The sequence below is a fragment of the Ruegeria sp. AM9 genome (genome assembly GCF_056540565.1).
Genome location: NZ_JBQFWY010000001.1, coordinates 1 through 21662, shown reverse-complemented (window position 1 = coordinate 21662; position 21662 = coordinate 1). Strand labels below are relative to the sequence as shown.

At 58.9% G+C, this 21662-nt stretch carries 25 protein-coding genes and 1 riboswitch; of the genes, 9 read left to right on the top strand and 16 right to left on the bottom strand.

The genetic code is table 11. The features are described 5' to 3' along the window. From gluQRS to ACR0DO_RS00110, 4 genes are all read right to left on the bottom strand, one after another. Complete coding sequence (gluQRS, locus tag ACR0DO_RS00125) at positions 1 to 825, bottom strand: tRNA glutamyl-Q(34) synthetase GluQRS (protein WP_480556092.1); 825 nt, start codon at positions 823 to 825, stop codon at positions 1 to 3. Positions 826 to 890: 65 nt separating this feature from the next. Further along, complete coding sequence (locus ACR0DO_RS00120; RefSeq protein WP_480556091.1) at positions 891 to 1505, bottom strand: class I SAM-dependent DNA methyltransferase; 615 nt, start codon at positions 1503 to 1505, stop codon at positions 891 to 893. Between the two features lie 37 nt (positions 1506 to 1542). Next, positions 1543 to 2883, bottom strand: coding sequence for a methylenetetrahydrofolate--tRNA-(uracil(54)-C(5))-methyltransferase (FADH(2)-oxidizing) TrmFO (gene trmFO / locus ACR0DO_RS00115; RefSeq protein WP_480556090.1), 1341 nt, complete (start codon positions 2881 to 2883; stop codon positions 1543 to 1545). A 251-nt stretch (positions 2884 to 3134) separates the two neighbouring features. Further along, the gene (locus ACR0DO_RS00110) at positions 3135 to 3920 is read right to left on the bottom strand and encodes an enoyl-CoA hydratase (protein ID WP_480556089.1); all 786 of its coding nucleotides are present in this window, start codon (positions 3918 to 3920) and stop codon (positions 3135 to 3137) included. Positions 3921 to 3978: 58 nt separating this feature from the next. Between ACR0DO_RS00110 and ACR0DO_RS00105 the strand changes: the two genes are divergently transcribed. Further along, positions 3979 to 4422 (top strand): PaaI family thioesterase, encoded by a 444-nt coding sequence (locus tag ACR0DO_RS00105; RefSeq protein ID WP_480556088.1) that lies wholly within the window; start codon positions 3979 to 3981, stop codon positions 4420 to 4422. A 57-nt stretch (positions 4423 to 4479) separates the two neighbouring features. Here the strand turns inward: ACR0DO_RS00105 and ACR0DO_RS00100 are convergent, their stop codons facing one another. After that, positions 4480 to 4707 (bottom strand): DUF1127 domain-containing protein, encoded by a 228-nt coding sequence (locus ACR0DO_RS00100; RefSeq protein WP_480556087.1) that lies wholly within the window; start codon positions 4705 to 4707, stop codon positions 4480 to 4482. Positions 4708 to 4806: 99 nt separating this feature from the next. On the opposite strand from ACR0DO_RS00100, the gene ACR0DO_RS00095 reads away from it, so the two are divergent. The 3 genes from ACR0DO_RS00095 (at position 4807) to rpsI (ending at position 7325) form a co-directional block, all read left to right on the top strand. Further along, positions 4807 to 6210 (top strand): aminotransferase-like domain-containing protein, encoded by a 1404-nt coding sequence (locus ACR0DO_RS00095; RefSeq protein ID WP_480556086.1) that lies wholly within the window; start codon positions 4807 to 4809, stop codon positions 6208 to 6210. A 164-nt stretch (positions 6211 to 6374) separates the two neighbouring features. After that, entirely contained in the window at positions 6375 to 6833 is a 459-nt protein-coding gene (gene rplM / locus ACR0DO_RS00090; protein ID WP_170324880.1) for a 50S ribosomal protein L13, read from the top strand. 6 nt (positions 6834 to 6839) lie between these two features. Beyond that, positions 6840 to 7325, top strand: coding sequence for a 30S ribosomal protein S9 (gene rpsI / locus ACR0DO_RS00085; RefSeq protein ID WP_480556085.1), 486 nt, complete (start codon positions 6840 to 6842; stop codon positions 7323 to 7325). Between the two features lie 98 nt (positions 7326 to 7423). Here rpsI and ACR0DO_RS00080 read toward each other — a convergent pair whose 3' ends face one another. The 9 genes from ACR0DO_RS00080 to ACR0DO_RS00040 all read right to left on the bottom strand — a co-directional run bounded on the left by ACR0DO_RS00080 (position 7424) and on the right by ACR0DO_RS00040 (position 16597). Further along, positions 7424 to 8080 (bottom strand): YrbL family protein, encoded by a 657-nt coding sequence (locus tag ACR0DO_RS00080; RefSeq protein ID WP_480556084.1) that lies wholly within the window; start codon positions 8078 to 8080, stop codon positions 7424 to 7426. Positions 8081 to 8167: 87 nt separating this feature from the next. Next, on the bottom strand, positions 8168 to 9328 hold the full coding sequence (locus ACR0DO_RS00075) for an ABC transporter substrate-binding protein (RefSeq protein ID WP_480556083.1): 1161 nt from the start codon (positions 9326 to 9328) through the stop codon (positions 8168 to 8170). 23 nt (positions 9329 to 9351) lie between these two features. Beyond that, positions 9352 to 11238, bottom strand: a complete 1887-nt coding sequence (locus tag ACR0DO_RS00070) for an AMP-dependent synthetase/ligase (RefSeq protein ID WP_480556082.1) — start codon at positions 11236 to 11238, stop codon at positions 9352 to 9354. A 4-nt stretch (positions 11239 to 11242) separates the two neighbouring features. Further along, positions 11243 to 12016, bottom strand: a complete 774-nt coding sequence (locus ACR0DO_RS00065) for an ABC transporter ATP-binding protein (RefSeq protein ID WP_480556081.1) — start codon at positions 12014 to 12016, stop codon at positions 11243 to 11245. Further along, entirely contained in the window at positions 12013 to 12777 is a 765-nt protein-coding gene (locus ACR0DO_RS00060; RefSeq protein WP_480556080.1) for an ABC transporter ATP-binding protein, read from the bottom strand. The genes ACR0DO_RS00065 and ACR0DO_RS00060 overlap by 4 nt, the downstream gene beginning before the upstream one ends. Beyond that, positions 12774 to 13871 (bottom strand): branched-chain amino acid ABC transporter permease, encoded by a 1098-nt coding sequence (locus ACR0DO_RS00055; protein WP_480556079.1) that lies wholly within the window; start codon positions 13869 to 13871, stop codon positions 12774 to 12776. The genes ACR0DO_RS00060 and ACR0DO_RS00055 overlap by 4 nt, the downstream gene beginning before the upstream one ends. 3 nt (positions 13872 to 13874) lie before the next feature. Then, positions 13875 to 14750 (bottom strand): branched-chain amino acid ABC transporter permease, encoded by an 876-nt coding sequence (locus ACR0DO_RS00050; protein WP_480556078.1) that lies wholly within the window; start codon positions 14748 to 14750, stop codon positions 13875 to 13877. Between the two features lie 74 nt (positions 14751 to 14824). Beyond that, positions 14825 to 15853, bottom strand: a complete 1029-nt coding sequence (locus tag ACR0DO_RS00045; protein WP_480556077.1) for an alcohol dehydrogenase catalytic domain-containing protein — start codon at positions 15851 to 15853, stop codon at positions 14825 to 14827. A gap of 219 nt (positions 15854 to 16072) precedes the next feature. Continuing rightward, positions 16073 to 16597, bottom strand: coding sequence for a hypothetical protein (locus ACR0DO_RS00040; RefSeq protein ID WP_480556076.1), 525 nt, complete (start codon positions 16595 to 16597; stop codon positions 16073 to 16075). A 217-nt stretch (positions 16598 to 16814) separates the two neighbouring features. On the opposite strand from ACR0DO_RS00040, the gene ACR0DO_RS00035 reads away from it, so the two are divergent. From ACR0DO_RS00035 to ACR0DO_RS00015, 5 genes are all read left to right on the top strand, one after another. Next, positions 16815 to 17360, top strand: a complete 546-nt coding sequence (locus ACR0DO_RS00035) for a hypothetical protein (protein ID WP_480556075.1) — start codon at positions 16815 to 16817, stop codon at positions 17358 to 17360. 112 nt (positions 17361 to 17472) lie between these two features. Beyond that, positions 17473 to 17681: riboswitch (cobalamin riboswitch) on the top strand. A gap of 203 nt (positions 17682 to 17884) precedes the next feature. After that, positions 17885 to 18019, top strand: coding sequence for a hypothetical protein (locus ACR0DO_RS00030; RefSeq protein ID WP_480556074.1), 135 nt, complete (start codon positions 17885 to 17887; stop codon positions 18017 to 18019). Continuing rightward, complete coding sequence (locus ACR0DO_RS00025; protein WP_480556073.1) at positions 18019 to 18777, top strand: metal ABC transporter ATP-binding protein; 759 nt, start codon at positions 18019 to 18021, stop codon at positions 18775 to 18777. The genes ACR0DO_RS00030 and ACR0DO_RS00025 overlap by 1 nt, the downstream gene beginning before the upstream one ends. Beyond that, positions 18770 to 19672: a metal ABC transporter permease gene (locus ACR0DO_RS00020; RefSeq protein WP_480556072.1), complete on the top strand. Its 903-nt coding sequence runs from the start codon at positions 18770 to 18772 to the stop codon at positions 19670 to 19672. The genes ACR0DO_RS00025 and ACR0DO_RS00020 overlap by 8 nt, the downstream gene beginning before the upstream one ends. Then, the gene (locus tag ACR0DO_RS00015) at positions 19669 to 20565 is read left to right on the top strand and encodes a metal ABC transporter solute-binding protein, Zn/Mn family (protein WP_480556071.1); all 897 of its coding nucleotides are present in this window, start codon (positions 19669 to 19671) and stop codon (positions 20563 to 20565) included. Before ACR0DO_RS00020 ends, ACR0DO_RS00015 begins: the two co-directional genes overlap by 4 nt. 361 nt (positions 20566 to 20926) lie before the next feature. Here ACR0DO_RS00015 and ACR0DO_RS00010 read toward each other — a convergent pair whose 3' ends face one another. Together ACR0DO_RS00010 and ACR0DO_RS00005 are read right to left on the bottom strand one after the other, a co-directional pair. Then, positions 20927 to 21175 carry an alpha/beta fold hydrolase gene (locus ACR0DO_RS00010; protein WP_480556070.1) on the bottom strand — a complete coding sequence of 83 codons (249 nt, stop codon included), beginning with the start codon at positions 21173 to 21175 and terminating at the stop codon, positions 20927 to 20929. A gap of 79 nt (positions 21176 to 21254) precedes the next feature. Next, on the bottom strand, positions 21255 to 21632 hold the full coding sequence (locus ACR0DO_RS00005; RefSeq protein ID WP_480556069.1) for a hypothetical protein: 378 nt from the start codon (positions 21630 to 21632) through the stop codon (positions 21255 to 21257). Between the last annotated feature and the right edge of the window lie 30 nt (positions 21633 to 21662).

The following is a 21662-nucleotide window of genomic DNA, read 5'->3' as shown; positions in this document are numbered from 1 at the left end:
TCACAAGCCGACCATTGCCCGGATGTCCGCAGGTGAGGCCCCTTCGGCCCGATATTTCGAGATCGCCCGCGCGTCGTCTCGTTTTGCCAGGCGTTTGCCGGCGTCATCCCGGATCAGCCGGTGATGCAGGTAATGTGGTGCCTGCAGACCAAGCAGGGCCTGCAACACGACGTGAATGCGTGTTGCCTCGAACAGGTCCTGACCGCGTATCACATGGGTGATGCCTTGCGCGGCATCGTCCAAAACCACCGACAGATGATAGGACGTCCCCATATCGCGCCGGGACAACACCACATCGCCGATGGTTTTCGTCAGTTCATCCAGAGTGAACGTGATGGCACCGGCCTCGCCATTGGGTCCAACGCCGTCTTCCCGAAACGATCCCACGACGGTGTCGGATTGCCCGCGGGTCAGAAGCAGTTGGCCAGCCGCAGCCACATCCAGGCGCAGCGGTATGTCTTTGGGGCGCGGGTCATGTGCAAAGCTCGGCTGCCATTTCGCCCGACATGTACCGGGATAGATAATCCCGTCTGGCCCGTGCAGCGGCGTGCCTTCCTGCGGCGCACTGGCGGCGGCGGCGATATCCTTGCGGTTACAGGTGCAGGGGTACAGCAACCCGCGCGCCCATAGATCATCCAGCGCCTTGTCGTATTCTGCCAAGCGATCCGATTGCCGCATCACAGGTTCGGGCCAGTGAAGGCCCAGCCACCGCAGATCGTCAGAGATTTGATCTTCCCAATGGGAGCGCGACCGCGAGCGGTCGATATCCTCGATCCTCAGCAGGAACTGTCCGCTCTTAACCTTGGCTAGATCATGGGCCAGCATTGCCGAATAGGCATGACCTAAATGCAAAGGGCCAGTGGGCGATGGCGCGAAACGGGTTTTGAATGTCACGCTTTTTCAACTACATATACGTCAGATTTCAGGTCCATGCCCGGTAGGTGAGGACCATATTCCCGGAACAGAAGCCGCGCGGCCCCCATATCCAGCCAGTCGTTCAACCGAACGGTATAGGACTTATCCACAAGCGTATGATCGTTGAAGGAAAAAGCCAGTAAGCCATTTTGGGGCAGGGCGCGCATCAGCATGTCAAACACCTCGGGCGGTGCCGTGCCAACACTGATCACGCCGATGGCGGCGATGGCCTTGTAGGCCCCTTCCTCCAACGGGTCCGGGTCCGTTATGTCGAACGTAGAGAGCTTGCGATAGATACCCTTGGCCTCGGCCCCCTCCAACATTTGGGGGGTCGGATCGACACCGTCTATCACCTGAAAACCGGCGGCGTGCAGGGCTTCTCCTGACAGGCCGGTTCCGCATCCATAGTCCAGAACGGGCGTCTGGGCTTCGGGCATTTTGGACCAGAGCGCCTCGGCCACGCGTCCGGGGGTGGCATAACCGTGTGCACCGACTTCGGCATCGTATGAAGAGGCCCATTTCTGATAATGCGCGCGTGAAGCCTCGGGCGTTTCTAAGCCGTAGCTATCTTTGATTTTATTATCGCTCATTCACGGATGTTAGGACGTCAGGCCGGGCTGCGTCCAGTCAACACTGCGCCAGCCAGTTTGTCCATTCGGCCTTGGCCCGATCGGTATAGGCCTTGTAACGGTCCTTTCGGCCCCGGCGTCCGCCTTTTAATCCGTCAACGGGGCGGAAAAGGCCGAAATTGACGTTCATGGGCTGAAAGGTCTTGGCCTCGGCCCCGCCGGTGATGTGGTGGATCAGGGCTCCCATTGCGCTGTCCTGCGGTACTTCGGGCAACACACGGCCCAGTATTTCGACCGCGGCCAGACGACCGGCCAGAAGCCCCATGGCCGCGCTTTCGACATAGCCCTCGACCCCGGTAATCTGCCCGGCGAACCGGATATTCGGCTTGGATTTCAGACGCATCTGCGAATCCAGCAGGGTGGGCGAGTTGATGAACGTGTTGCGGTGGATGCCGCCTAGACGTGCAAAACTGGCGTTTTCAAGGCCCGGGATCATGCGGAACACTTCCGTCTGCGCGCCGTATTTCATCTTGGTCTGAAAGCCCACGATGTTGAACAGCGTGCCCAGGGCATTGTCCCGGCGCAACTGCACCACCGCATGAGGTTTCACGTCCGGCTGATGCGGGTTGGTCAGACCAACCGGTTTCATCGGACCATGGCGCAAGGTTTCACGCCCGCGCTCCGACATCACCTCGATCGGCAGGCAGCCGTCGAAATAGCCGGCGGTTTCACCCTCGTGGAACTCGGTTTTGTCGGCGGCCAGCAGGGCATCGATGAACGCCTCATACTGTTCGCGGTCCATCGGACAGTTCAGATAGGCTGTGCGTTCTTCCTCGGTCTCGCCCTTGTCATAGCGCGACTGCATCCAGGCTTTGCTCATGTCGATGCTGTCGGCATAGACGATGGGGGCGATGGCGTCGAAAAACGCAAGGGACTCGGCGCCGGTCTCGATCCGAATAGCCTCACCCAGCGTGGCCGAGGTCAGGGGACCGGTGGCAAAGATCCAGTGCCCGTCTTCGGGCAGGGAGGTCACCTCTTCGCCCGTGACCTCAACCCGAGGATGGGCGCGTAGTTTTTCAGTGACCGCTTCGGCAAAGGGATCGCGGTCCACGGCCAGCGCGCCACCGGCGGGCAGACGGTGCGCGTCCGCAGTTGTCATGATCAGCCCGTTGGCTTGGCGCATTTCCCAATGCAAAAGACCAACCGCGTTCTGTTCGTCATCGTCCGAGCGGAACGAGTTCGAACACACCATCTCGGCTAGGTTGCCGGTCTGGTGCGCGAAAGTGCCCACCTTGGGCCGCATTTCGTGGATCACAACATCCACGCCCATCTCCGCCGCCTGCCATGCAGCCTCGGACCCGGCCATGCCGCCGCCCACGATATGCAATTTCTGTGTCATGCGCTGCCACATAGGGCACAGCACCGCGCAACGCAACACGGGGCGCATCGTTTATGATTTAAAGGGATTTTGGGGTCACCGCTGCGGGAATGTCGACGCCGGTGAGAGAAACCAGCTTGGAGGGACCTTCCGCCCACGGCGACCCAAAAGTGTCTCCAGAGCATACGCTCTGTCCCAGCTTTGCCACAGTGTCGCCTTTTTGAAAAGTGCAAAAATGAGGACAGTCTTTAAAAATGTTGACAACAATCGCCCTATTGATGCCAATTTGGCGGTCTTTTTTCGATAAATGCGGATATCCCTTCTTCGGTGTCCCGGTGCAGCATATTCTGTGCCATTACCTCGCCGGTATAGGCGTAGGCCTCTTCAATCGACATATCCAATTGCGTGTAGAACGCCTGTTTGCCGATCTTCACGGCTGATCCCAGCTTGTCCGCAAGCTGATCTGCAAGGGTTGCCGTTTCGTGTTCCAGCAACATTTCAGGCACCACGCGGTTGATCAGCCCCAGTTCAACCGCTTTTTCCGCCGAAATGAAATCGCCGGTCGTCAACATCTCGAACGCGCGCTTGCGCGGGATATTCCGGCTGAGCGCAACCATCGGCGTCGAGCAGAACAGCCCGATATTCACCCCGTTGACGCCAAACCGGGTGCCCTCGGCCGCAACCGCCAGATCGCAGGTGGCGACCAATTGGCACCCCGCCGCCGTGGCTATTCCATGAACCTGCGCGATGACGGGCTGGGGCAGGGACTGAATCGACAGCATCATCTGCGCGCATCTGGAGAACAGGTCCTGGAAATAGGCCTTGCCGCCATCCTCGGATTGACGCCCGGCCGTCATCTGTTTCAGATCATGACCCGCGCAAAACGCCTTACCTTCTCCCGACAGGATCACCGCGCGAATCGAGCTGTCATCCCGCAGGGCGTCGAACTCGAATTGCAACGCGGCCAGCATCTCATCGCTCAGGGCATTCAGGCGCTCGGGCGCGTTCATTTTTAGGGTCGCGACCGCGTCTTTGTCGTTACGTTCCAGAATTGCCATCTTGCCCTCCGATCTGATGTCGGGCCAACTCTAGGTCGGCAAGCCGAGGAGGGGAAGCATGGCGTTGGCAATGGGTCGGGACGACCTGATGGAGTATATGAGGCAGATCTTTCCTCAGGTGCATCGGGATTTTGTGGTCGAGGACCTGACCGAAGATTCGATTGTCATGCGGCTGGTGGTCGAAGACAGGCATTTGCGCCCCGGCGGAACCGTATCCGGGCCATCCATGTTCGGACTTGCAGATGTAAGCGTTTATGCGTTGGTGCTGGCCCGCAAGGGGCGTCAGTCACTGGCGGTGACCACCAGCAGTTCGTTGGATTTTCTGCGCAAGCCTGAGGGCGGAAAGGACATGATCGCCCATTGCCGCTTATTGAAGCTGGGCCGCAGCCTGGCGGTCGGAGATGTTCTGATGTTCTCGGAAGGGTCCGACAAGCCCGTTGCGCGGGCCACGATGACCTATTCACTGCCGCCCGAAGGGTCCGCCGCCGCGTCATTCGGATAAAAAAGGCCGGGGCAAAGCCCGGCCAGGAAGAGGTCCCGTCAAGGGACTGGGGAATACTTAATCCTGCCAGAAATAGCGGGTGTATTCATTGCGGGCCTGAATTTTGGTCAGACCGACATCCTTCAGAAGCCTGTCGTCCAGATTGGACAAATTGACTCGGCTGCGGCGTTGGCGTTCCCACTTTGTCACGATTGCCGCAAACCGCACGGCCAGCGCGGCGATCAGCGGCAGCCGGGGACTGTCGTTCAGCAGCATGAGGGCGGGGTTGTGCATTGCGCGTGTCATAGTGGGTATCCTTTCCAATTGTATTGACACAAAATGTTATTGTTCGGTATAAATGATTGATACATTCAGGATTGTGTCAAAATCAAAGGAAGAATTGTAATGGATACAATTTGGCCAGAGGCGCTGCCGAAATCCAAGGGACCGAAATACACTCTGGTCGCGGATACGATCCGAAAAGCCATTGATAACAACCTGCTCGAGATTGGTGCAAAGCTGCCTCCGGTGCGGGAACTGGCGTATCGATTACAAATCACACCGGGTACCGTCGCACGGGCCTACACGATTCTGACTGATGAGGGCTTGCTACAAGCCGAGGTCGGGCGTGGTACATTTGTGGCCCCTCCGAAATCACCCATACTGGACGATGTGTGGGCTAGGCAGTTGCATCTGCGCGACGACAAGTACAACGCCAATGTCAGCCTGTTCAGCCCGCGTTTGCCAGATGTGGGGCAGGTGTCGCTCATCCGGGAGTGCCTGCAGAAAGTGTCACAAGCTGATCCGGGGTTGTTTCTGAACTATCCGACCCGGGACGTCTATCAACCCATGCGCCAGGCGGTGGTCGAGTGGCTGTCGGACTTGCCGCTGGGCGCGCTGACTCACGACGACATTGTACTGACACATGGCGGTCAGAACGGGTTGTGTCTGGTGTTTCAAACCATTCTGCGCGGGGCCAAGCCTGTGGTGCTGGTCGAAGACCTGTCTTACGCCGGGTTCCGCCGCGCCGGGGAATTGATGCGCGCCGATGTGATTGGCGTGAAGATGGATAAATGGGGGATCGATCCCAAGGCGATGGAACATCTGTTGCGTCAGACGGCAGCGCAGGCTGTCTGCGTTTCGCCTGAGGTGCAAAATCCCACTGGCTCACACACGCCTTTGGAGCGCCGGAAAGAGGTTGTCGAGGTTGCCCGGCGCTTTGACCTGCAGATCATCGAGGACGACTGCTATCGGATGGGCGACGCGCGTGAGCCCAGCTATCGGGCTTTGGCGCCCGAACGGGGGTGGCATGTATCCTCGATCTCGAAAATCCTGACGCCATCGCTGCGTGTTGGCTTTGCCATTGCGCCACGAGAACGGAGCGTCGATTTGCGGCGCTCGGCTGAATACGGGTATTTCGGGCTGGCGCAGCCTCTGGCGGAGCTGACCCGGCTGCTGCTGTCCGATCCCCGAACCCGCCAAATCGCCAGGGATGTGCGCGTTCGAATGGGGGACTATGTTCGTGTTGCCGTAAATGCGCTAGGTGGGTTCGACCTGAACTGGGCGCCTGACGTGCCCTTTGTCTGGCTTAACCTGCCATCCGGCTGGCGTGCCGGTTCGTTCTCACGCGCGGCCGAGCGGGAGGGGATACAACTCCGGTCCGCGGACGAGTTTGCCTTGCGTGACGGACGGGCGCCTAATGCTGTGCGCATTGCGATGAATGGCCATGTGTCGCTGGAGCGGTTCGAGGACGCAATGCAACAGTTGCGCAGGTTGCTGGACAATCCACCCGAGCAAATCAGCGTTTGAATGTGGGGTAAAATAATACCTATTTTATAAGCCATTGTTATTAATTTGTAATTTGCAAATTGCAAGTATTGACGCAATAACGTCACGCGTCTAGAACCCCATCCATCGAATTCGGGCCGCTCTGTCTTGGGGCGGTCTTTCACATCAAACAGGACTATCCTGCCATGAAAACCTTTTCTGCAACACCTGCAGACATCGACAAGAAATGGATCCTGATCGACGCCGAGGGCGTTGTTCTGGGCCGTCTTGCCTCGATCGTCGCCATGCGTCTGCGTGGCAAGCACAAAGCGTCGTTCACCCCGAACATGGACATGGGCGACAATGTCATCGTGATCAACGCTGACAAAATCCAGATGACCGGCAAGAAGCGCGAAGAAAACTTCTACTGGCACACCGGCCACCCGGGCGGCATCAAGTCGCGCACCAAGCAGCAGATCCTCGAGGGTGCACACCCCGAGCGCGTCGTGACCCAAGCGGTCAAGCGCATGCTGCCGGGTAACCGCCTGTCGCGTCAGCAAATGACCAACCTGCGCGTTTATGCCGGTGCCGAGCACCCGCACGAAGCCCAGGCCCCCGAAGTTCTGGACGTGAAGTCCATGAACAAGAAAAACACCCGGAGCTAATGACCGATGGCTGATCAGATCAATACTCTCGAAGAGCTGAGCGCCGTCGCAGGCGTTGAAACCGTGGCCGAAGAAGTCATCGTGCGCGACCCCGTGCGTGACGAACTGGGCCGTTCCTACGCCACCGGCAAACGTAAAGACGCTGTTGCCCGCGTTTGGATCAAGCCGGGTTCCGGCAAGGTCACCGTGAACGGCAAGGATCAGGACAAGTACTTTGCCCGTCCGGTTCTGCAGCTGATCCTGCGCCAGCCGTTCCAGGTTGCTGGTGTCGAAGGCGAATTCGACGTCGTTGCAACCGTCAAAGGCGGCGGCCTGACCGGTCAGGCCGGTGCGGTCAAGCACGGCATTTCGAAAGCCCTGCAACTGTACGATCCGTCGCTGCGTGGCGCTCTGAAAGCTGCTGGCTTCCTGACCCGCGACAGCCGCGTTGTGGAACGTAAGAAATACGGTAAGCGCAAAGCGCGTCGTTCGTTCCAGTTCTCGAAGCGTTAATCGCTGCGGAATACGAATTTCAAACGGTCGCAAGAGATTGCGGCCGTTTTACTTTGTGGGGTCGTAAAACGACCAGCAAAGCATGTTTCAAGGACCGACTATTGGCGCAAAGCCGTCTCGGCGACTTTGGTAAATCTGTCTCTGATCTGATCGATCTTGCGCCTGTTCAGAAACCCGAACCAGCGACGGACGGGAATGAGCTGCTTGCAGCCGAAACTGTCGATCCAAACCCATCGTGCCGATCTGTCGGGAAACGTCTGGTACACAAGGTTACCCGTGTTCTTGTTGCTGATCAGGACCTGTTGCTCGATCAACTGGTCAAAGTGCTTGTGCAGTGCGGTCAGATGTTCACGTGTAAGGCGCCTGCTGTTGGCCAGTTCTTTCAGGCTGGGTGAAAGCTGTCCATCCGGCTCGGAAATCCGTTCATACATAAGCGCAAGGCCCATATCCGTTTGAATGACGCCACGAACCTCGCAAACCGGAATAGGGTCATCGCTATTCTGGTATCGAACCATCAGATCAAAGGATTCGTGAAACTCGCGCAGGAACCCTTTGAAGACTGTGGATCGACGGAAAGTTCTATCAAACCACGTGTCCGACAAAAGGTTGGCCTGCCCATCCATCGTGTCGGGCTGAGGTATTTTCAGAAGCGTATCCGGCGCGTCGGGGTGTTGGTAAACGAATTGCCGATTGCCCTGCGCAATGACTTCGCAGTTGGTCAGCTTCAGTACGTTTTCGATTCGAGCGGTTGTCATGCCGCAAAATATAACAGTTTTGTGACACGGCAAAACATGCTGAAGCCGACCCAAACACTGTGAAAGCGCGGGCGATTCCGTCTGACCCTATTCCTCGTAGATCAGTTTCCAAGCCCCGTTCTCGACCACATTGACAAAGACGGTGTCGGCCCCTTGATGATCCTCCGGGCTATAGGTCAGGCGGTTTCCAACCAGTTCGTCATCATAGTCCAGGCTTTCCATAGCAGCGATAAAGCTTTCATGAGTCAGATCGGGTCCTGCGGCCTCCAGCGCCCTGACCATCATTTCAGCGGCGGAATAGCCCAGCATTGAAAACCCGACGGGGTCTTCGCCAGTTGCGGTCTTGTATTCCTCGATGAACGCGGCGGGGGCAGGGTCTTCGGCGCGCGCCCACAGGTCCTGCCATGAGGCGGCGGCGTAGAACCCATCCGTTACCCCGCCCGGAACTTGCGCGACGACGGTCAGAAAGCTTGCTGCGGTGCCCATGAACTTCATATCGGTCAGGCCCATCTTTTTGGCCGTACCCACAACCGTGATGGCCTGACGCACACCCAGGGCAATCGTGACGATATCGCAGCCTTCTTCCTTGAGCTTGCTGAGGGAACCAACAAAGTCCGTCTCATCGGGCTTGTGCGTCGTCTCGGCGACGAAGGCGATACCGGCCTCTTCGGCCCCGGCCTTGCTGCCTTCCAGAATCTCCTCTCCGAAATCCGTCGGCAGGTACATGGTGCAGACGTTTTGCGCCCCGAACTGACCGGCCAGATATTTCACGCCGACACGGCTTTGGTCAAAATAGGTGGAAAACGAGGTAAACTTGTTCTTCATCGGCTCCTGCAGCATCTGGCTTGATGCCGTCAGAGGGGCAACGTTCGGAATGCCCTTGGGATCGAGCAGCTTGAACCCGGCCAGGTTCATCGGGGTGCCCAGCGATTGCAGCATGGCGAATACCTTGTCGCGGTTCAGCAGCTTGTTATAGCCCTGCATCGCGCGCGGCATCTGGTAGCCGTTGTCTTCGACCACATAGCGGATGGTACGACCATGCACGCCACCCGCGGCGTTGACCCGGTCAAACACCACGTTTGCGCCCTTTGTCGCCGGAACGCCAACAGCGGCGAAGATACCGCTCAGATCGTTGACCGAACCGATGACGATCTCATCATCCGTGACGCCCTGTGTCTGCGCCGATGCCAAGGACGCGGACACCGTCAAAGCGGCTGCGGCGGCTAGGCCTTTGATCCCTTTGGTCATAACTTCTCCTCCCTGTGAATTCCTTATTTATACATGTCTTCAATAAGATGGGCGTGTTTCTGTTCCACGAAGCTGCGCTTCAGTTTCATCGTCGCGGTCAGTTCGTCGTCATCAGCGGTCAGCAGCACGTCGATCAGGCGGAAATCCTTGATCTGTTCCACGCGGGCGAATTCCTTGTTGACTGTGGCGACCTCGACCCCGATCTGATCCCTGACCTCGGGCGCGGCACACAGCGAGGCGAAGTTCGAGAACGGGATTTTCTGATCCTGCGCGTATTTCTCGACGTTTTCCTGATCGATCATGATCAGGGCGGTCAGGTATTTTCGAGCATCGCCAATGATCACCGCATCCGCGATATAGGGGCTGAACTTCAAACGGCTTTCGATCTCGGCCGGGGTGATGTTCTTGCCGCCCGCGGTGATGATGACGTCTTTCAGCCGTCCGGTGATGGTGACAAAGCCTTGATCGTCGATATGCCCCAGATCGCCGGTCCGCAGCCAGCCATCGGCGGTGAAGGTCTCGGCCGTCTTGGCGTTGTTGCGCCAATAGCCCTGAAAGATGTTCAGCCCCTTCAGTTGGATTTCACCTTCGTCTGAGATGCGGATGTCATTGCTGGCAATAGCCGGGCCAACGGTGCCGATCTTGTTGGTCTCAATGCTGTTTATGGTCGCCAGCCCCGAGGTTTCGGTCATCCCGAACCCTTCGATCAGCGGCGCGCCGATGGCCCAGTACCATCTTAGCAACTCGGGCGAGATCGGTGCCGCCCCGGTGCCGCCCCGGCGCATTTTGTCCAGCCCCAGCATTCGCCGCAGGTTGCGCAGCACCAGACGATCCCACAGCCAAAACCGCGCCGAAACACCGGCCGGAACGGGTTGGCCTGCGCATAAGTACTCAGCCCGCGCGTACCCGGCTTTCAGCGCCATCCGATACGCGGCCCGACCTGCAGGGGTCGCGTCCTGCGCCATGATCTGGACGTGAGAGTAAATCTTCTCCCACACGCGCGGCACGGCAACGAATGTGGTAGGGGAAACCTCTTGCAGATTGGCGAAAACGGTCTCGGGGCTTTCGGCGAAATTCACGACGCACTTGGCGGCCAGCGGGAAATAGATCGAGACCGCGCGTTCCAGGATATGGCAGAGCGGCAGGAAACACAGCTGTTCGTCGGTTTCAAAGGCGGGCAGGGCGCGGGCCCCGCTTTCGATGGCGGCCAGAATGTTTTCATGGCTCAGCATAGCCCCCTTGGGCTTGCCGGTGGTGCCAGAGGTGTAGATCAGCAGCGCCGTGTCTTGAGGCGATACCAGCGCCAGTTCAGCCTCGAACCGTGTCGGGTCCTCGGACTCGACATGTTGTCCCAGCGCGTACAATTCGTCGATCATCATGCAGCGGGGATGGGTCAGGTCGTGCAGACCCTCATCCTCAAGAATGATGACGTTCAGCAGATTTGGTACCTCGACCTCAACCTCAAGATACTTGTCCAGCTGCTCTTCGTTTTCGACGATCAGGAACCGGCTGTCGCTGTCATTGACCAGGTATTTCAACTGGTTGGCCGAGTCCGTTGTGTAGACGCCCGATGCAATTCCACCAACGGCCTGAATGCCCATGTCGAACCACGCCCATTCCTTACGGTCTTCGGACAGGATCGAGACGACCTCACCGCGTTTCAGACCCAGCTTCCGCAGCGCCAGCCCGATCCATTTGGCGTGTTGCCAATAGTCAGACCACGAATAGGATTTCCAGATCCCAAGGTCCTTTTCACGATGGGCGGTGCGGTCCCCCAGCGCGGCGCAGCGTTTCTGGAATAATTGAGTGACGGTGGTGCATTCATCCACATGCACCGGGCGCTGTCCGGCAGTGGCGTTGAGCCAGACGCCGTTGATATTGGTCTGAGGGGGCAGGGTGCTGATATTCAACCGCTCACCTCCACGTCTTCTTACGTTTCCATCGGCGGGTTTCCCGCGCGCCTTCCTCTTGCACGCCCAGATAGAAGTTCTGGATGTCGTCGGACTGCATCAACACATCCGCGGCGCCATCCATGACGATGCGTCCGACCTCCATCACATAACCGTGCTGGGCCAGTTCAAGGGCGGCCTTGGCGTTCTGCTCAACCAGCATCATGGTCATGTTCTGCTCGTCGTTCAGGCGCTTGAGGATGCCAAAGATCTCCTGCACCAGCAGGGGGGACAGGCCCAGAGACGGCTCGTCCAGCAGCATGATCTTGGGGTCCGCCATCAGGCCGCGCCCGATGGCCAGCATCTGTTGCTGACCGCCCGACAGGGTGCCGGCCTCTTGGCTGCGCCGTTCCTTCAGGATGGGAAAGTAAGCAAACACCAGTTCCCGGTTGTGATCGATCCGGGACTTGTCGGCCAAGGTATAAGCGCCAAGGTTGAGGTTTTCATCAACCGTCATCAGGGGGAAAACCTCGCGCCCTTCGGGGACGTGGACGATGCCCATTTCAACAACCTTGTGCGGCTCCGACCCTTGTATTTCGACACCATCAAAGGTGATTTTACCCTTTTCTGGGTCCATCACGCCCGAGACGGTTTTCATCAGGGTCGTCTTTCCCGCGCCATTCGCCCCGAGGATCGAGACGATCTGACCGCGATGCACGTCCAGTGACACGCCGCGGATGGCCATGATCGGGCCATAAAAGCTTTCGACATTGCGGATGGTCAGGACGGGATCGCTCATGAGGCTTTCCCCAGATAGGCTTCGACCACGGCGGGGTGGGATTGAACCTCTGCGGGTGTGCCAAGCGCCAGTTTTGCGCCGTCGGCCATGGCCAGAACCCTGTCGGATACGCCCGAGACCAGCCCCATGTCATGTTCGACCATCAACACGGTGATACCCATCTGCCGCCGAATATCGTCGATCCACCAGCGCATATCCGTGGTCTCTTCGACCGACAGCCCCGAGGCCGGTTCGTCCAGCAACAGCAGCTTGGGATCGGTGGCCAGCGCGCGCGCAACCTCGACCACCTTACGCACGCCATACGGCAGGCCCGAGATCATCTTATCGCGGTAAGCCTGCAGGTCGAGGAAATCGATGATCTCTTCGACCTTTTCGCGGTTTTCGACCTCTTGCCGCCGGGCGGAGGGTAGGAACAGCACCTCGGACAGCATGTTGGTGCGGCGATGCCGATGCCGTCCGACCAGAAGGTTCTGCAGAACGGTTGCGTGTTCGAACAGCTCGATATTCTGGAACGTTCGGGCCACGCCGTAGGCCGCCACGGCCGAGGGTTTGGCCTGTAGAAGATCGTGGCCGTCAAAGCGGATCGCCCCGGCAAATGGATCATAGAACCGCGATATCAGGTTGAAGACGGTGGACTTGCCCGCGCCGTTCGGGCCGACGATGGCAAAGACCTCACCTTGTTCGACCGAGAAGGACAAATCGTTGACTGCGATCAGGCCGCCGAATTTGAGGGTGACGTTTTCGAACTCCAACAGGCTCATCGCAGGCGTTCCGTCTTGAGGTAGGACTTCTGCCGCTTGAACATGTCCTTTCGATAAAAGGGGAACAGCTCGAACCACGTGCGGATCTTCAGCCAACGACCATAAAGGCCCATCGGTTCGAACAGGATGAAGGCGATCAGGATCATTCCGAAGATTCCGAACTCCAACCCCGGAATGGCCACCGTGTTGCCACCGAACAGCGCACTCACGTATTCCTTTGAGATCGACAGGAACTGCGGCAGGAACCCGATCACGATGGCGCCCAGAAATGCGCCGTGGATCGACCCCAACCCACCGATCACGATCATCATCAGCAACTGGATCGAGATCAGAACGCTGAAGGTCTCGTTGTTGAACGCGCCTGCGTACATGCCCATCAGCGCTCCGGCCCAGCCGGTGATGGCACAAGATAAGGCGAACGAGATCATCTTGGTGCGGGCAATATCGATCCCCATCGCCTGTGCCGAAATCTCGGAGTCGCGCACCGCGATGAACGCCCGCCCCAATGGTGCGCGCAGCAGGTTGATATAGCCGAGGGTGACCAGAACGGCCACACCAAGAACCAACCAGAAGAACTGATCAGGCGTGGCCCATCGATCAACCAGATGGCCGAAAACCTCGACCCCGCCCAGATATTTACCCGCCACGCCGCCGGTGATCGGCTCGGCCAGAACGATCACGTCATCCATCAGGATCGACAAGGCCATGGTGAAGATCGCCAGGTAGATACCGTGCAAGCGCAGGGCAGGGATGGCGACCGTCACTCCGGCAATGCCCGTCAGGACACCGGCCAGCGGGAAGGCGACCAGAAAGGGCACGCCAGCCTCGATCAGGATGACGTTGGCATAACACCCAAAGGCCAGAAAGGCGGCATGACCCAGACTGACCTGTCCTGTATGGCCTGTCAGGACCATCAGGCCCAGCCCGGCGATGGCCCAGATCAGGACGTTTGTCAGCTCTCCCAGATAGAAATCATCTAGCCACCACGGCGCGGCGGCCACGACGGTCAGAAGGATCAGGTAGAGGCTGAGCTGATAGCGATCCTTCCAGGGGCGGATATCCTGCAGATAGTCGGTTTTGAACACGATCCGCATGACCTAGACCTTCTTGACCCGAACCTGACTGAACAGGCCGTTGGGGCGGAAGATCAGCACCGCCAGCAACAGCGCGTAAGGCGCGATCTGACTGTAGCCCGCAGCGATGTAACGGCTGGCAAAGGGTTCGATGACGCCGACGATCAACCCTCCGGCCAGTGCGCCCGGTAAGCTGCCAAGCCCGCCGATCACTGCAGCAGCGAAGGCTTTGATCCCCAAAAGGCCGGTTGTTGGATCAACAGCGCCTTTGGCGGCGAACAACACGCCCGCAATACCGGCGACCACACCGGCCAAGGCCCAGATGAACCCCTGAACGCGTTTGACCGGAATGCCCATGTAATAAGCCGCCAACTGGTTCTGCGAAGCACCCTGCATCGCCAACCCAAGTTTTGTCCGGTTGAAGAACACATACATCCCCCACGTCAGCAAAACGGTGACGACGATGACGGCCACATCCTCCATGCCCAGGACAATGCCTCCAAACCGGAATTCCTTTCCGGCCAGAGGGCTCTGCAAGGTTTGCGGCTCGTGCCCCCAGATCAGCCCGGCCACAAAGCGGATCACAAAGCCCAGAGCGATCGTCAGGATCACCACCGCAGTCTGGCTTTCCCCAAACAGACGACGGATGATCAGCCGGTTCAGCAGATACCCAAGCGCGCCCATGATCCCCAGCGAGATCGGAAGCGCCAGCCAGAAGGGCAGCCCCATGTATTCGGTATTGGTAAGCCCGATGGTGACAAAGGCCCCCAGCATCATGAAGTCGCCCTGAGCGAAATTCACCGCCTCGGTCGCTTTGTAGATCAACACAAAACCAAGCGCGATCAGGCCATAGACACAGCCATTTGCCAGCCCGCTGATCAGCAGCTGCGCATTGTCCAATTTCACCCTCCCAGCCGGTGGGCCCGGCGTTTTAAACGCCCCGGAGATCCTCCGTCACCCGGGGCTTTGTTCTACTATGGCGTGATAATCACCTTTCCGTCACTCTTTTTCAGGGCTTCGGCCAGATTTGGCACCAACTCATTCAGTGCAAGCCGTTCGGAAACATCGGTTTTCCAGCGGCCATCGGCAAAGCGGGCCTGAACCTCGGCCACGACACGCGCCTGATCCTGCGGCGGGGTGGAGGTCACCCAATTGGTCAGCCAGAAGCCCTTGATCTGCTTGCCCATAAAGATCAGCTGGCCCATCTGCGTCAGTTTCGGCAGTTCGGCGCTCAGCTTGCCATAGCAGACCCAGCGCGCCTGATTGGGCATGGCGCAGAACACCTGCTCGGACAGTTGATCGGCCACAGCGTCCAGGAACACGCGGGGCTTCAGAGCCTGACTGACATTGGCAAATTTCTGGGCGACCTCCGGATCGGTGGTCACCAGAACCTCTGCCGCTCCGTGGTCTTTCAACATGTCGACCGTTTCGCCGCGCCGGACCAGAGCGATCGGTTTCAGGCCAAGGTCGCGCCCGAGGCCGCACATCAGTTTACCCAACTGGCTGGTGGCCGCCGAAACCACGAACGCGTCCCCGGCGCCTCGGGCGATATCAACCATCGCCATGGCGGTCAGAGGGTTCACGATCTGCGCCGCGCCGTCTTCGTCGGAAATCTCGGTGCGCAGGGGGATGCACATCATCGCCGGTGCCAGCACGTAATCGGCCCAGGCACCGGAACCGGCGGTGATGAAAGCAACGCGCTGACCCATCAGCGCCTCGGAACCTTGACCGGTCGCGACGACGTCGCCACAGCCCTCAAACCCGGCGGCCGCCCCTTTGACGCGGGGCTGCCCGTATTCGCCCTTGATGAAATGGATATCGGACGGGTTCACCGAGGCTGCGCGCAACTTGACCAGAACCTGCCCGGGGCCGGGTTCAGGAACCGGCAGTTCGGCTTCGGCCAGCCAATCTCCGGCGTTTTCGATATATGGACCGGTGGCTTCACCGGAATAACCGTCGTGCAAAAGAACGGTTGCAAACATGGTCTGGGGCAGGGTGGTCATGGTCGTTCCTTGTTTCTGAACTGCGCGTATCGTTGCCAAAACCCAGTCACTAGCGGCACCATAAGGACGCCCCGTGTAACAGATGAATTTGGGTTTATTTCTAACTCGATGACAGCCAAACAAATGCGCCTGTGCGCGTCAATCGACCGACGCCCTGACGTGGATGGAGCCTACGCCACGTCCAATAGGGGGCCGCCCGAACCGGGCGACCCGTTTGCTTCACTGTCCCGACAGCAGGTCGCGAAGTTCCTGGAACTTAACCGCGATCGTTTCTGGTGAAGCCTTGATGTCATCCAGAATCTGAATGGCCTGTGTTTTCAGGTCCTGCGCCAGATCGCTTTCCTGAATTGAGGTCACCATCGTGTCATAGTCGAAATTCTCAAGGCTCAGCGCGCCGTTCTCGACCCACGAGTTCAGCAGGTCCTGACCCTGGGTCGCCAATGCGGCGACTTCCTCACCGGCCTGATTGGCTAGGTCCGTGGCCGCTTCTCCGGCCTGCTCGGCCGCGTCAGTGGCCTGTGCCGCAATGGACGAGGCGCCTTCGGCTGCCTGTTCCGTGACCGAGCTTGCAGCCTCGCTGACCGCATCGGTTGCGTCCTGGGCTGCCTCGCTGACCGCGTCGCCAGCATCTTGCGCCGCCGATTGCAATTGTTCGGCGGGCGTGGGTTCGGGTTGAGTAAGGTAATAATACGCGCCGGCGCCAATGGCGGCGATGGCTACAGCTAATACGATAGTACGCGACATGTGTCTCTCCTTTGGAAAATGTGTCGCCGAGATGGGTCAAATCTAACCGGATGCAAAGGGGAAAACCCGGAAGTTCTTTTCAAATCCGGGGATTGAGCCATGCTACGCCTATCCGCCGAAACGCAATGGCAATAACATGCCACCACACAATCGAAGTAACATTTGATGCGTGACACCTACCCGTTGAGCCTATCGCAACAAGATTGGATAGCCCGTTTTGACTGAACGAACACAGAATCTGGTCCGAACCCAGCCTGCCTATTTCCTCGATTTCGAAGCCAGTTCTCTCAGCGCGATCAGTTGGCCGATCGAGATCGGGATTTCGCGCGTGGTCCAGAGCAAGGTGATCACCGCATCACGCCTTATCAAACCCCATCCGGACTGGGATGCGGCGGGCTGGTCGGATGTCAGTGCCGGAATCCACGGGTTAAGCCGCGCATATCTTGAAGCAGAGGGCGAGGATCCCAAAGCAGTCGCACAATGGTTCAAGGCAGAAAACACCGGAATTGCCGTGACAGACAATCCAGAGTTTGAGCGGCGGTGGCTGATACGGCTGCTGGAGACGGACATGCCATTTCCCAAAGTCCAGCTTCTGGATTTTGACAGCTATGTCCGGATGAGCCTGACCGACCATGCAGCGATCGAATGCGTCTATCACACGTTGGAAAGTGCGGGGCCGCCACCGCACCGGGCGGGGCCGGATGCGGCGCGTTTGGCCAAAGCATGGCTGCGCGGTTTCGAATGCCTTCAGAACTCTGCATAGCATAGGGCTGGCGGTCGTATGGCGGCGGCCATAAAACCGCTCAAACGCCCTGTGAAGTTCAAGCGATCAACCGCTGTAGATAGCGCGCTCTATTGTCGAATCAACTTGATTTGTGTTTTGTGACCGGGATGGTTCCCGACCGTGTTCTGCGGTTTGGGATAAAAGGGAATACGGTGCGGCACTGAAAAGGCCAATTCCGTGACTGCCCCCGCAACTGTAGGCGGTGAGCGACCCGAGATCGGCCACTGGGCAAACGCCTGGGAAGGATCGGGATAGCGTTGACCCGCAAGTCAGGAGACCTGCCATCCGAATTATTACTAACCTGGGCGGGGTGTCCCAGAGGGAGATGACAATGTTTCACGCGGCCTTTGCCGTTCAGAACCTTGCACTCGCTTTGCCCTCGTCCAAGCTGAGGAGGCGAAGTCATTGTCATTGCGGAATTCTGAATCCCGACCCTGCAAAACGCGTGGGGTGAATGTCACCTCGGCCCAGTCTGGCATTTCTGTGTCCTGCGAGGCAGCCCGATGACGCGCCGTTCGACCGACTATGACGTTGCGCACCGCGGCCGCTGCCTGACGGAATACAGCATACCGGTGCTGGTTGCGGGCGCTCTGGCTCTGTCGGCGCTTCTGTGGCTTGCGATTTACGCGGTGATCTGATGTCAGCTGTTCTGCAAATCCGCGATCTGACCCTTGGCTACCGCGACCTGACCCTGTTCCGCCGCTTGTCCATGGATGTCGAAGCCGGCACGACTTTGGCCGTATTGGGGGCCAACGGTTCGGGCAAGAGCACATTCGTGAAGATGCTGTTGGGTCTGATCGACCCGCTTTCGGGCAGCGTTGACTGGCCGCAAGGCCGCCCCCGTGAAATCGGCTATCTGGCGCAGATGACCGAGTTTGACCGGCGTTTCCCCATCCGCGTGCGGGATCTGGCTGCAATGGGCGCATGGCGCGGCTTTGGCCTCCGTTCCGGGCTGGACAATGCCGCGCGTGACCGGATGACCGCTGCTCTGGATGAAGCCGGCGTTCTGGACATCGCGGACCGGCCCTTGCACATGCTGTCCGGCGGGCAATTGCAGCGCGCCTTGTTTGCCCGAGTGATCATGCAGGACGCTCCGCTTGTCCTGCTGGATGAACCCTTTGCGGCCGTCGATCAACAAACCGAGGCGCATCTGCTGTCGATCATCGAACGCTGGCGCGGCGAGGGCCGTGCCGTTGTGTTGGTGGTGCATGATCTGTCGTCTGTGCTGGATCATTGCAGCCACGCCCTGCTTTTGGGCGGGCAAGAGGCAACCTACGGCAAGGTCAGCGACGTGCTGACCCCGGACCGGCTGGTGGCCCAAGGATATCTTTCGGAAAGCCAGGCCTCCTGGATGTTCCGGGGCAACCGTTCAACATCGGAGCACGCTCATGTTTGACCTCCTCAGCGAAATGTGGAGCTTTGCCTTCATGCGGCGTGCCTTTGTGGCGACCACGGTCCTGTCGGCCTCGGTGGCGCCGGTGGGCGCGTTCCTTGTCCTGCGTCGCTTGTCACTGGCGGGCGAGGCCATGGCCCATGCCATCACGCCCGGCATCGTCATCGGGTTTGTCACGGCGGGCCTGTCGGTCATGTCGCTGCTGGTTGGCGGTCTGATCGCAGGCGTGGGGGTTGCCATTCTGACGGCCTTTCTGGCGCGCCGGACGATCCTGCGCAGCGATGCCAGCCTTGCCTCGCTTTACCTGATCGCACTTGCGGTCGGTATCTTCATCCTGTCGGCCGCAGGGTCTGCGGTTCCGTTGAAAAGCTTCCTGTTCGGATCGATCCTCGGCATAGACGACGCTTCAATGCTGCTGGTGGGCAGGGTCGCCACCGTCACACTGGTTGCTTTCGCCTTCTTGCTGCGGCCTTTGATCGTCAGCACCTGTGACCCCGTTTTCTTTGAAACCCAAACGCGCCGTCCGTGGCTGATCGATCAGGGCTTTATGCTGCTTCTGGTGCTGAACCTGCTGGCGGCCTTCAAGACGCTGGGCACGCTGATGGCGGTTGGCCTGATGATCCTGCCCGCAACGGCGGCACGCTACTGGGCCAGCACGATCACGGGGCAACTGGTTCTGGGCTTCCTTTTTGCCCTGTCCAGTTGCTGGATTGGCCTGACCCTGTCGTACCTGTTCCCGGACACCCCATCCGGTCCGGCAATTGTGCTGGTCGCGGGCGGGTTCTTCTTCGTTTCGGCCATTTTTGGCCCCCTTGGTTTTGGCAGACGGCTGCGCAGACCGTCCGTTTCAAAAGACCTCACCGTTGCGCAAATCCATCAAGAAGAGAGAGCCAAATGACTCTTGTGAAATCCCTCTATGCCGGTATTGCTACGGCATCCTTTGCTCTGGCCGCACTGCCGGCCGCTGCTGAAGACGACGTCAAGATCGTCGCCAGCTTTTCGATCCTGGGCGACATGGTCGAAGAGGTCGTGGGCGATCTGGCCACTGTGACGACCATCGTGGGCCCTGACGCGGACGCGCATGTCTATCAGCCCTCGGTCGCGGATGCGCGCGCCGTGGCTCAAGCGGACATCATTTTCGTCAACGGCCTGGGTTTCGAGACGTGGTCCGACACTTTGATTTCGGAATCCGGAACCGAAGCAACCGTCCACGTGGCCACCGCCGGCATCACGCCGGTCAAGGTTGACGGGATAACCGACCCGCACGCGTGGAACTCTTTATCAAACGGCGTGATCTACGTGACCAACGTGGCCGCCGCGATGAAAGAGGCCATGCCCGAGCACGCTGACGAGATCGCCGCCAACGCCGACGCCTACATCGCCGAGCTGGAATCGCTGGATGCCGAAACCAAGTCAAAACTGGCCGACCTGCCCGCGAACCGTCGCACCGTTGTGACCGCGCATGATGCGTTCGGCTATCTGGCGGACGCATACGGCCTGACCTTTCTGGCTCCGGTTGGAATCGACACCGAGGCCGAGCCGTCAGCCAAGGATCTCGCTGTCCTGATCGATCAGTTGAAGGCCGAAGGCGCGGCGGCGCTGTTTGTCGAGAACATCACCAGCCCGGCCCTGGTGCAGCAAATCTCGGAGGAGACCGGCATTGTGATCGGCGGTCGTCTGTTCTCGGACGCCCTGTCCGAACGCGGTGGCCCTGCGACCAGCTATCTCGCGATGTTCCAGCACAACCTCGGCACGCTGATGGACGCGCTGGCACACGAAACTGCCAGCTAATCTTAAGCTTCTGTGCGAGGCGGTGATTGATTTACCGCCTCACGCACCCACTATAGCTTGATGTCCGGGAATTCGTTTTCTTCCCTTGTCCTGAACGCTGTTTCTGCCTTGGTCCGCCGGCATCAGTTCAACTCTTCCCACTCATGAACGCAGTCACAAGCTTTGCACTCAAAACAACGCACACTGCATCCGGTGATATGCTGCGATCAACGAATTCCCAAGGGGATAATGGCCGAGAAACCGAGGCCCTCACATCAACAAAACTGGGGTTTTGTCGTGGCAAAATAAGCAGGTTTGGCGCACAAGGCGGCTAGGGACGTCATAGGAATGCGTCATAGTGGTTTGAGATGGGTGAACTTCGTCAGGTACCAAACGGAATGTCGGGCTTGTCCGATTTCCCCATGCCGATCAGATCCAGGGCGATGGCGCGGCCCTGCCTGGCAGCATAGGGGATGATGTTGCGCCACAGATAGGACGAGGTCGGATTGCCATGCAGAAACAGAACCGGCGCGCCTTCGCCTTCGTCGACATAGTGGATGCGCTGGCCGTTCACCTCGACATATTTCGAGTCAAACGGGAAGTCGGTTGAAATCCCCGGTTCGGTGGTCATGGAGCCGTCCTTTCTGCGTTGCCTGTTTCTTCGATCAAACCCAGCGCCTCGTCATGCCGCGCGGGGCGGGACGCGCATCTTAACCACGATACGCGAAATACGCGCGGACAGGGGCAGTGAAGGTCAGGCCCATGCTGATGATCGCGATGATAAAGCCGATGACCGCGGTCGCCGGGATCGAGACCAGAAAATCAACGGCTATCGCGGCGCGGATGCCAATCATGCTGCGCTTGAGGATGGAGGTGATGATGCAGGTAAAAGTCACCATGTACCCCAGCATCGTATAGAGCATCAGGTTGGCGGCTTGCGGTCCGGCCAGCTCTCCGACCTGCAGCCCGTAGAACTTGAAGGCGGCAAAGAAGCCAAAGGCCAAAAGGATTTTCAGCGCGTTCAGAGTGAAGAGCACGCGCAGGGTGACGGGCTTTGATGCACCGGGTGTCGGGTCGATGGCGGTCATTTTATCTCCCTTTCGGGTTGGGAATTTGCG

What these genes read in the sequence shown, in the direction of transcription:
- trmFO (WP_480556090.1), bottom strand. Translation starts at nt 2,883, where the DNA reads ATGACACAGAAATTGCATATCGTGGGCGGCGGCATGGCCGGGTCCGAG.
- ACR0DO_RS00015 (WP_480556071.1), top strand. Translation starts at nt 19,669, where the DNA reads ATGACTCTTGTGAAATCCCTCTATGCCGGTATTGCTACGGCATCCTTT.
- ACR0DO_RS00020 (WP_480556072.1), top strand. Translation starts at nt 18,770, where the DNA reads ATGTTTGACCTCCTCAGCGAAATGTGGAGCTTTGCCTTCATGCGGCGT.
- ACR0DO_RS00040 (WP_480556076.1), bottom strand. Translation starts at nt 16,597, where the DNA reads ATGTCGCGTACTATCGTATTAGCTGTAGCCATCGCCGCCATTGGCGCC.
- ACR0DO_RS00065 (WP_480556081.1), bottom strand. Translation starts at nt 12,016, where the DNA reads ATGAGCGATCCCGTCCTGACCATCCGCAATGTCGAAAGCTTTTATGGC.
- ACR0DO_RS00105 (WP_480556088.1), top strand. Translation starts at nt 3,979, where the DNA reads ATGGCGTTGGCAATGGGTCGGGACGACCTGATGGAGTATATGAGGCAG.
- ACR0DO_RS00030 (WP_480556074.1), top strand. Translation starts at nt 17,885, where the DNA reads ATGACGCGCCGTTCGACCGACTATGACGTTGCGCACCGCGGCCGCTGC.
- ACR0DO_RS00055 (WP_480556079.1), bottom strand. Translation starts at nt 13,871, where the DNA reads ATGCGGATCGTGTTCAAAACCGACTATCTGCAGGATATCCGCCCCTGG.
- ACR0DO_RS00080 (WP_480556084.1), bottom strand. Translation starts at nt 8,080, where the DNA reads ATGACAACCGCTCGAATCGAAAACGTACTGAAGCTGACCAACTGCGAA.
- ACR0DO_RS00045 (WP_480556077.1), bottom strand. Translation starts at nt 15,853, where the DNA reads ATGACCACCCTGCCCCAGACCATGTTTGCAACCGTTCTTTTGCACGAC.
- ACR0DO_RS00095 (WP_480556086.1), top strand. Translation starts at nt 4,807, where the DNA reads ATGGATACAATTTGGCCAGAGGCGCTGCCGAAATCCAAGGGACCGAAA.
- ACR0DO_RS00005 (WP_480556069.1), bottom strand. Translation starts at nt 21,632, where the DNA reads ATGACCGCCATCGACCCGACACCCGGTGCATCAAAGCCCGTCACCCTG.
- ACR0DO_RS00025 (WP_480556073.1), top strand. Translation starts at nt 18,019, where the DNA reads ATGTCAGCTGTTCTGCAAATCCGCGATCTGACCCTTGGCTACCGCGAC.
- ACR0DO_RS00075 (WP_480556083.1), bottom strand. Translation starts at nt 9,328, where the DNA reads ATGACCAAAGGGATCAAAGGCCTAGCCGCCGCAGCCGCTTTGACGGTG.
- ACR0DO_RS00060 (WP_480556080.1), bottom strand. Translation starts at nt 12,777, where the DNA reads ATGAGCCTGTTGGAGTTCGAAAACGTCACCCTCAAATTCGGCGGCCTG.
- ACR0DO_RS00100 (WP_480556087.1), bottom strand. Translation starts at nt 4,707, where the DNA reads ATGACACGCGCAATGCACAACCCCGCCCTCATGCTGCTGAACGACAGT.
- ACR0DO_RS00120 (WP_480556091.1), bottom strand. Translation starts at nt 1,505, where the DNA reads ATGAGCGATAATAAAATCAAAGATAGCTACGGCTTAGAAACGCCCGAG.
- rplM (WP_170324880.1), top strand. Translation starts at nt 6,375, where the DNA reads ATGAAAACCTTTTCTGCAACACCTGCAGACATCGACAAGAAATGGATC.
- ACR0DO_RS00010 (WP_480556070.1), bottom strand. Translation starts at nt 21,175, where the DNA reads ATGACCACCGAACCGGGGATTTCAACCGACTTCCCGTTTGACTCGAAA.
- gluQRS (WP_480556092.1), bottom strand. Translation starts at nt 825, where the DNA reads ATGCTGGCCCATGATCTAGCCAAGGTTAAGAGCGGACAGTTCCTGCTG.
- rpsI (WP_480556085.1), top strand. Translation starts at nt 6,840, where the DNA reads ATGGCTGATCAGATCAATACTCTCGAAGAGCTGAGCGCCGTCGCAGGC.
- ACR0DO_RS00110 (WP_480556089.1), bottom strand. Translation starts at nt 3,920, where the DNA reads ATGGCAATTCTGGAACGTAACGACAAAGACGCGGTCGCGACCCTAAAA.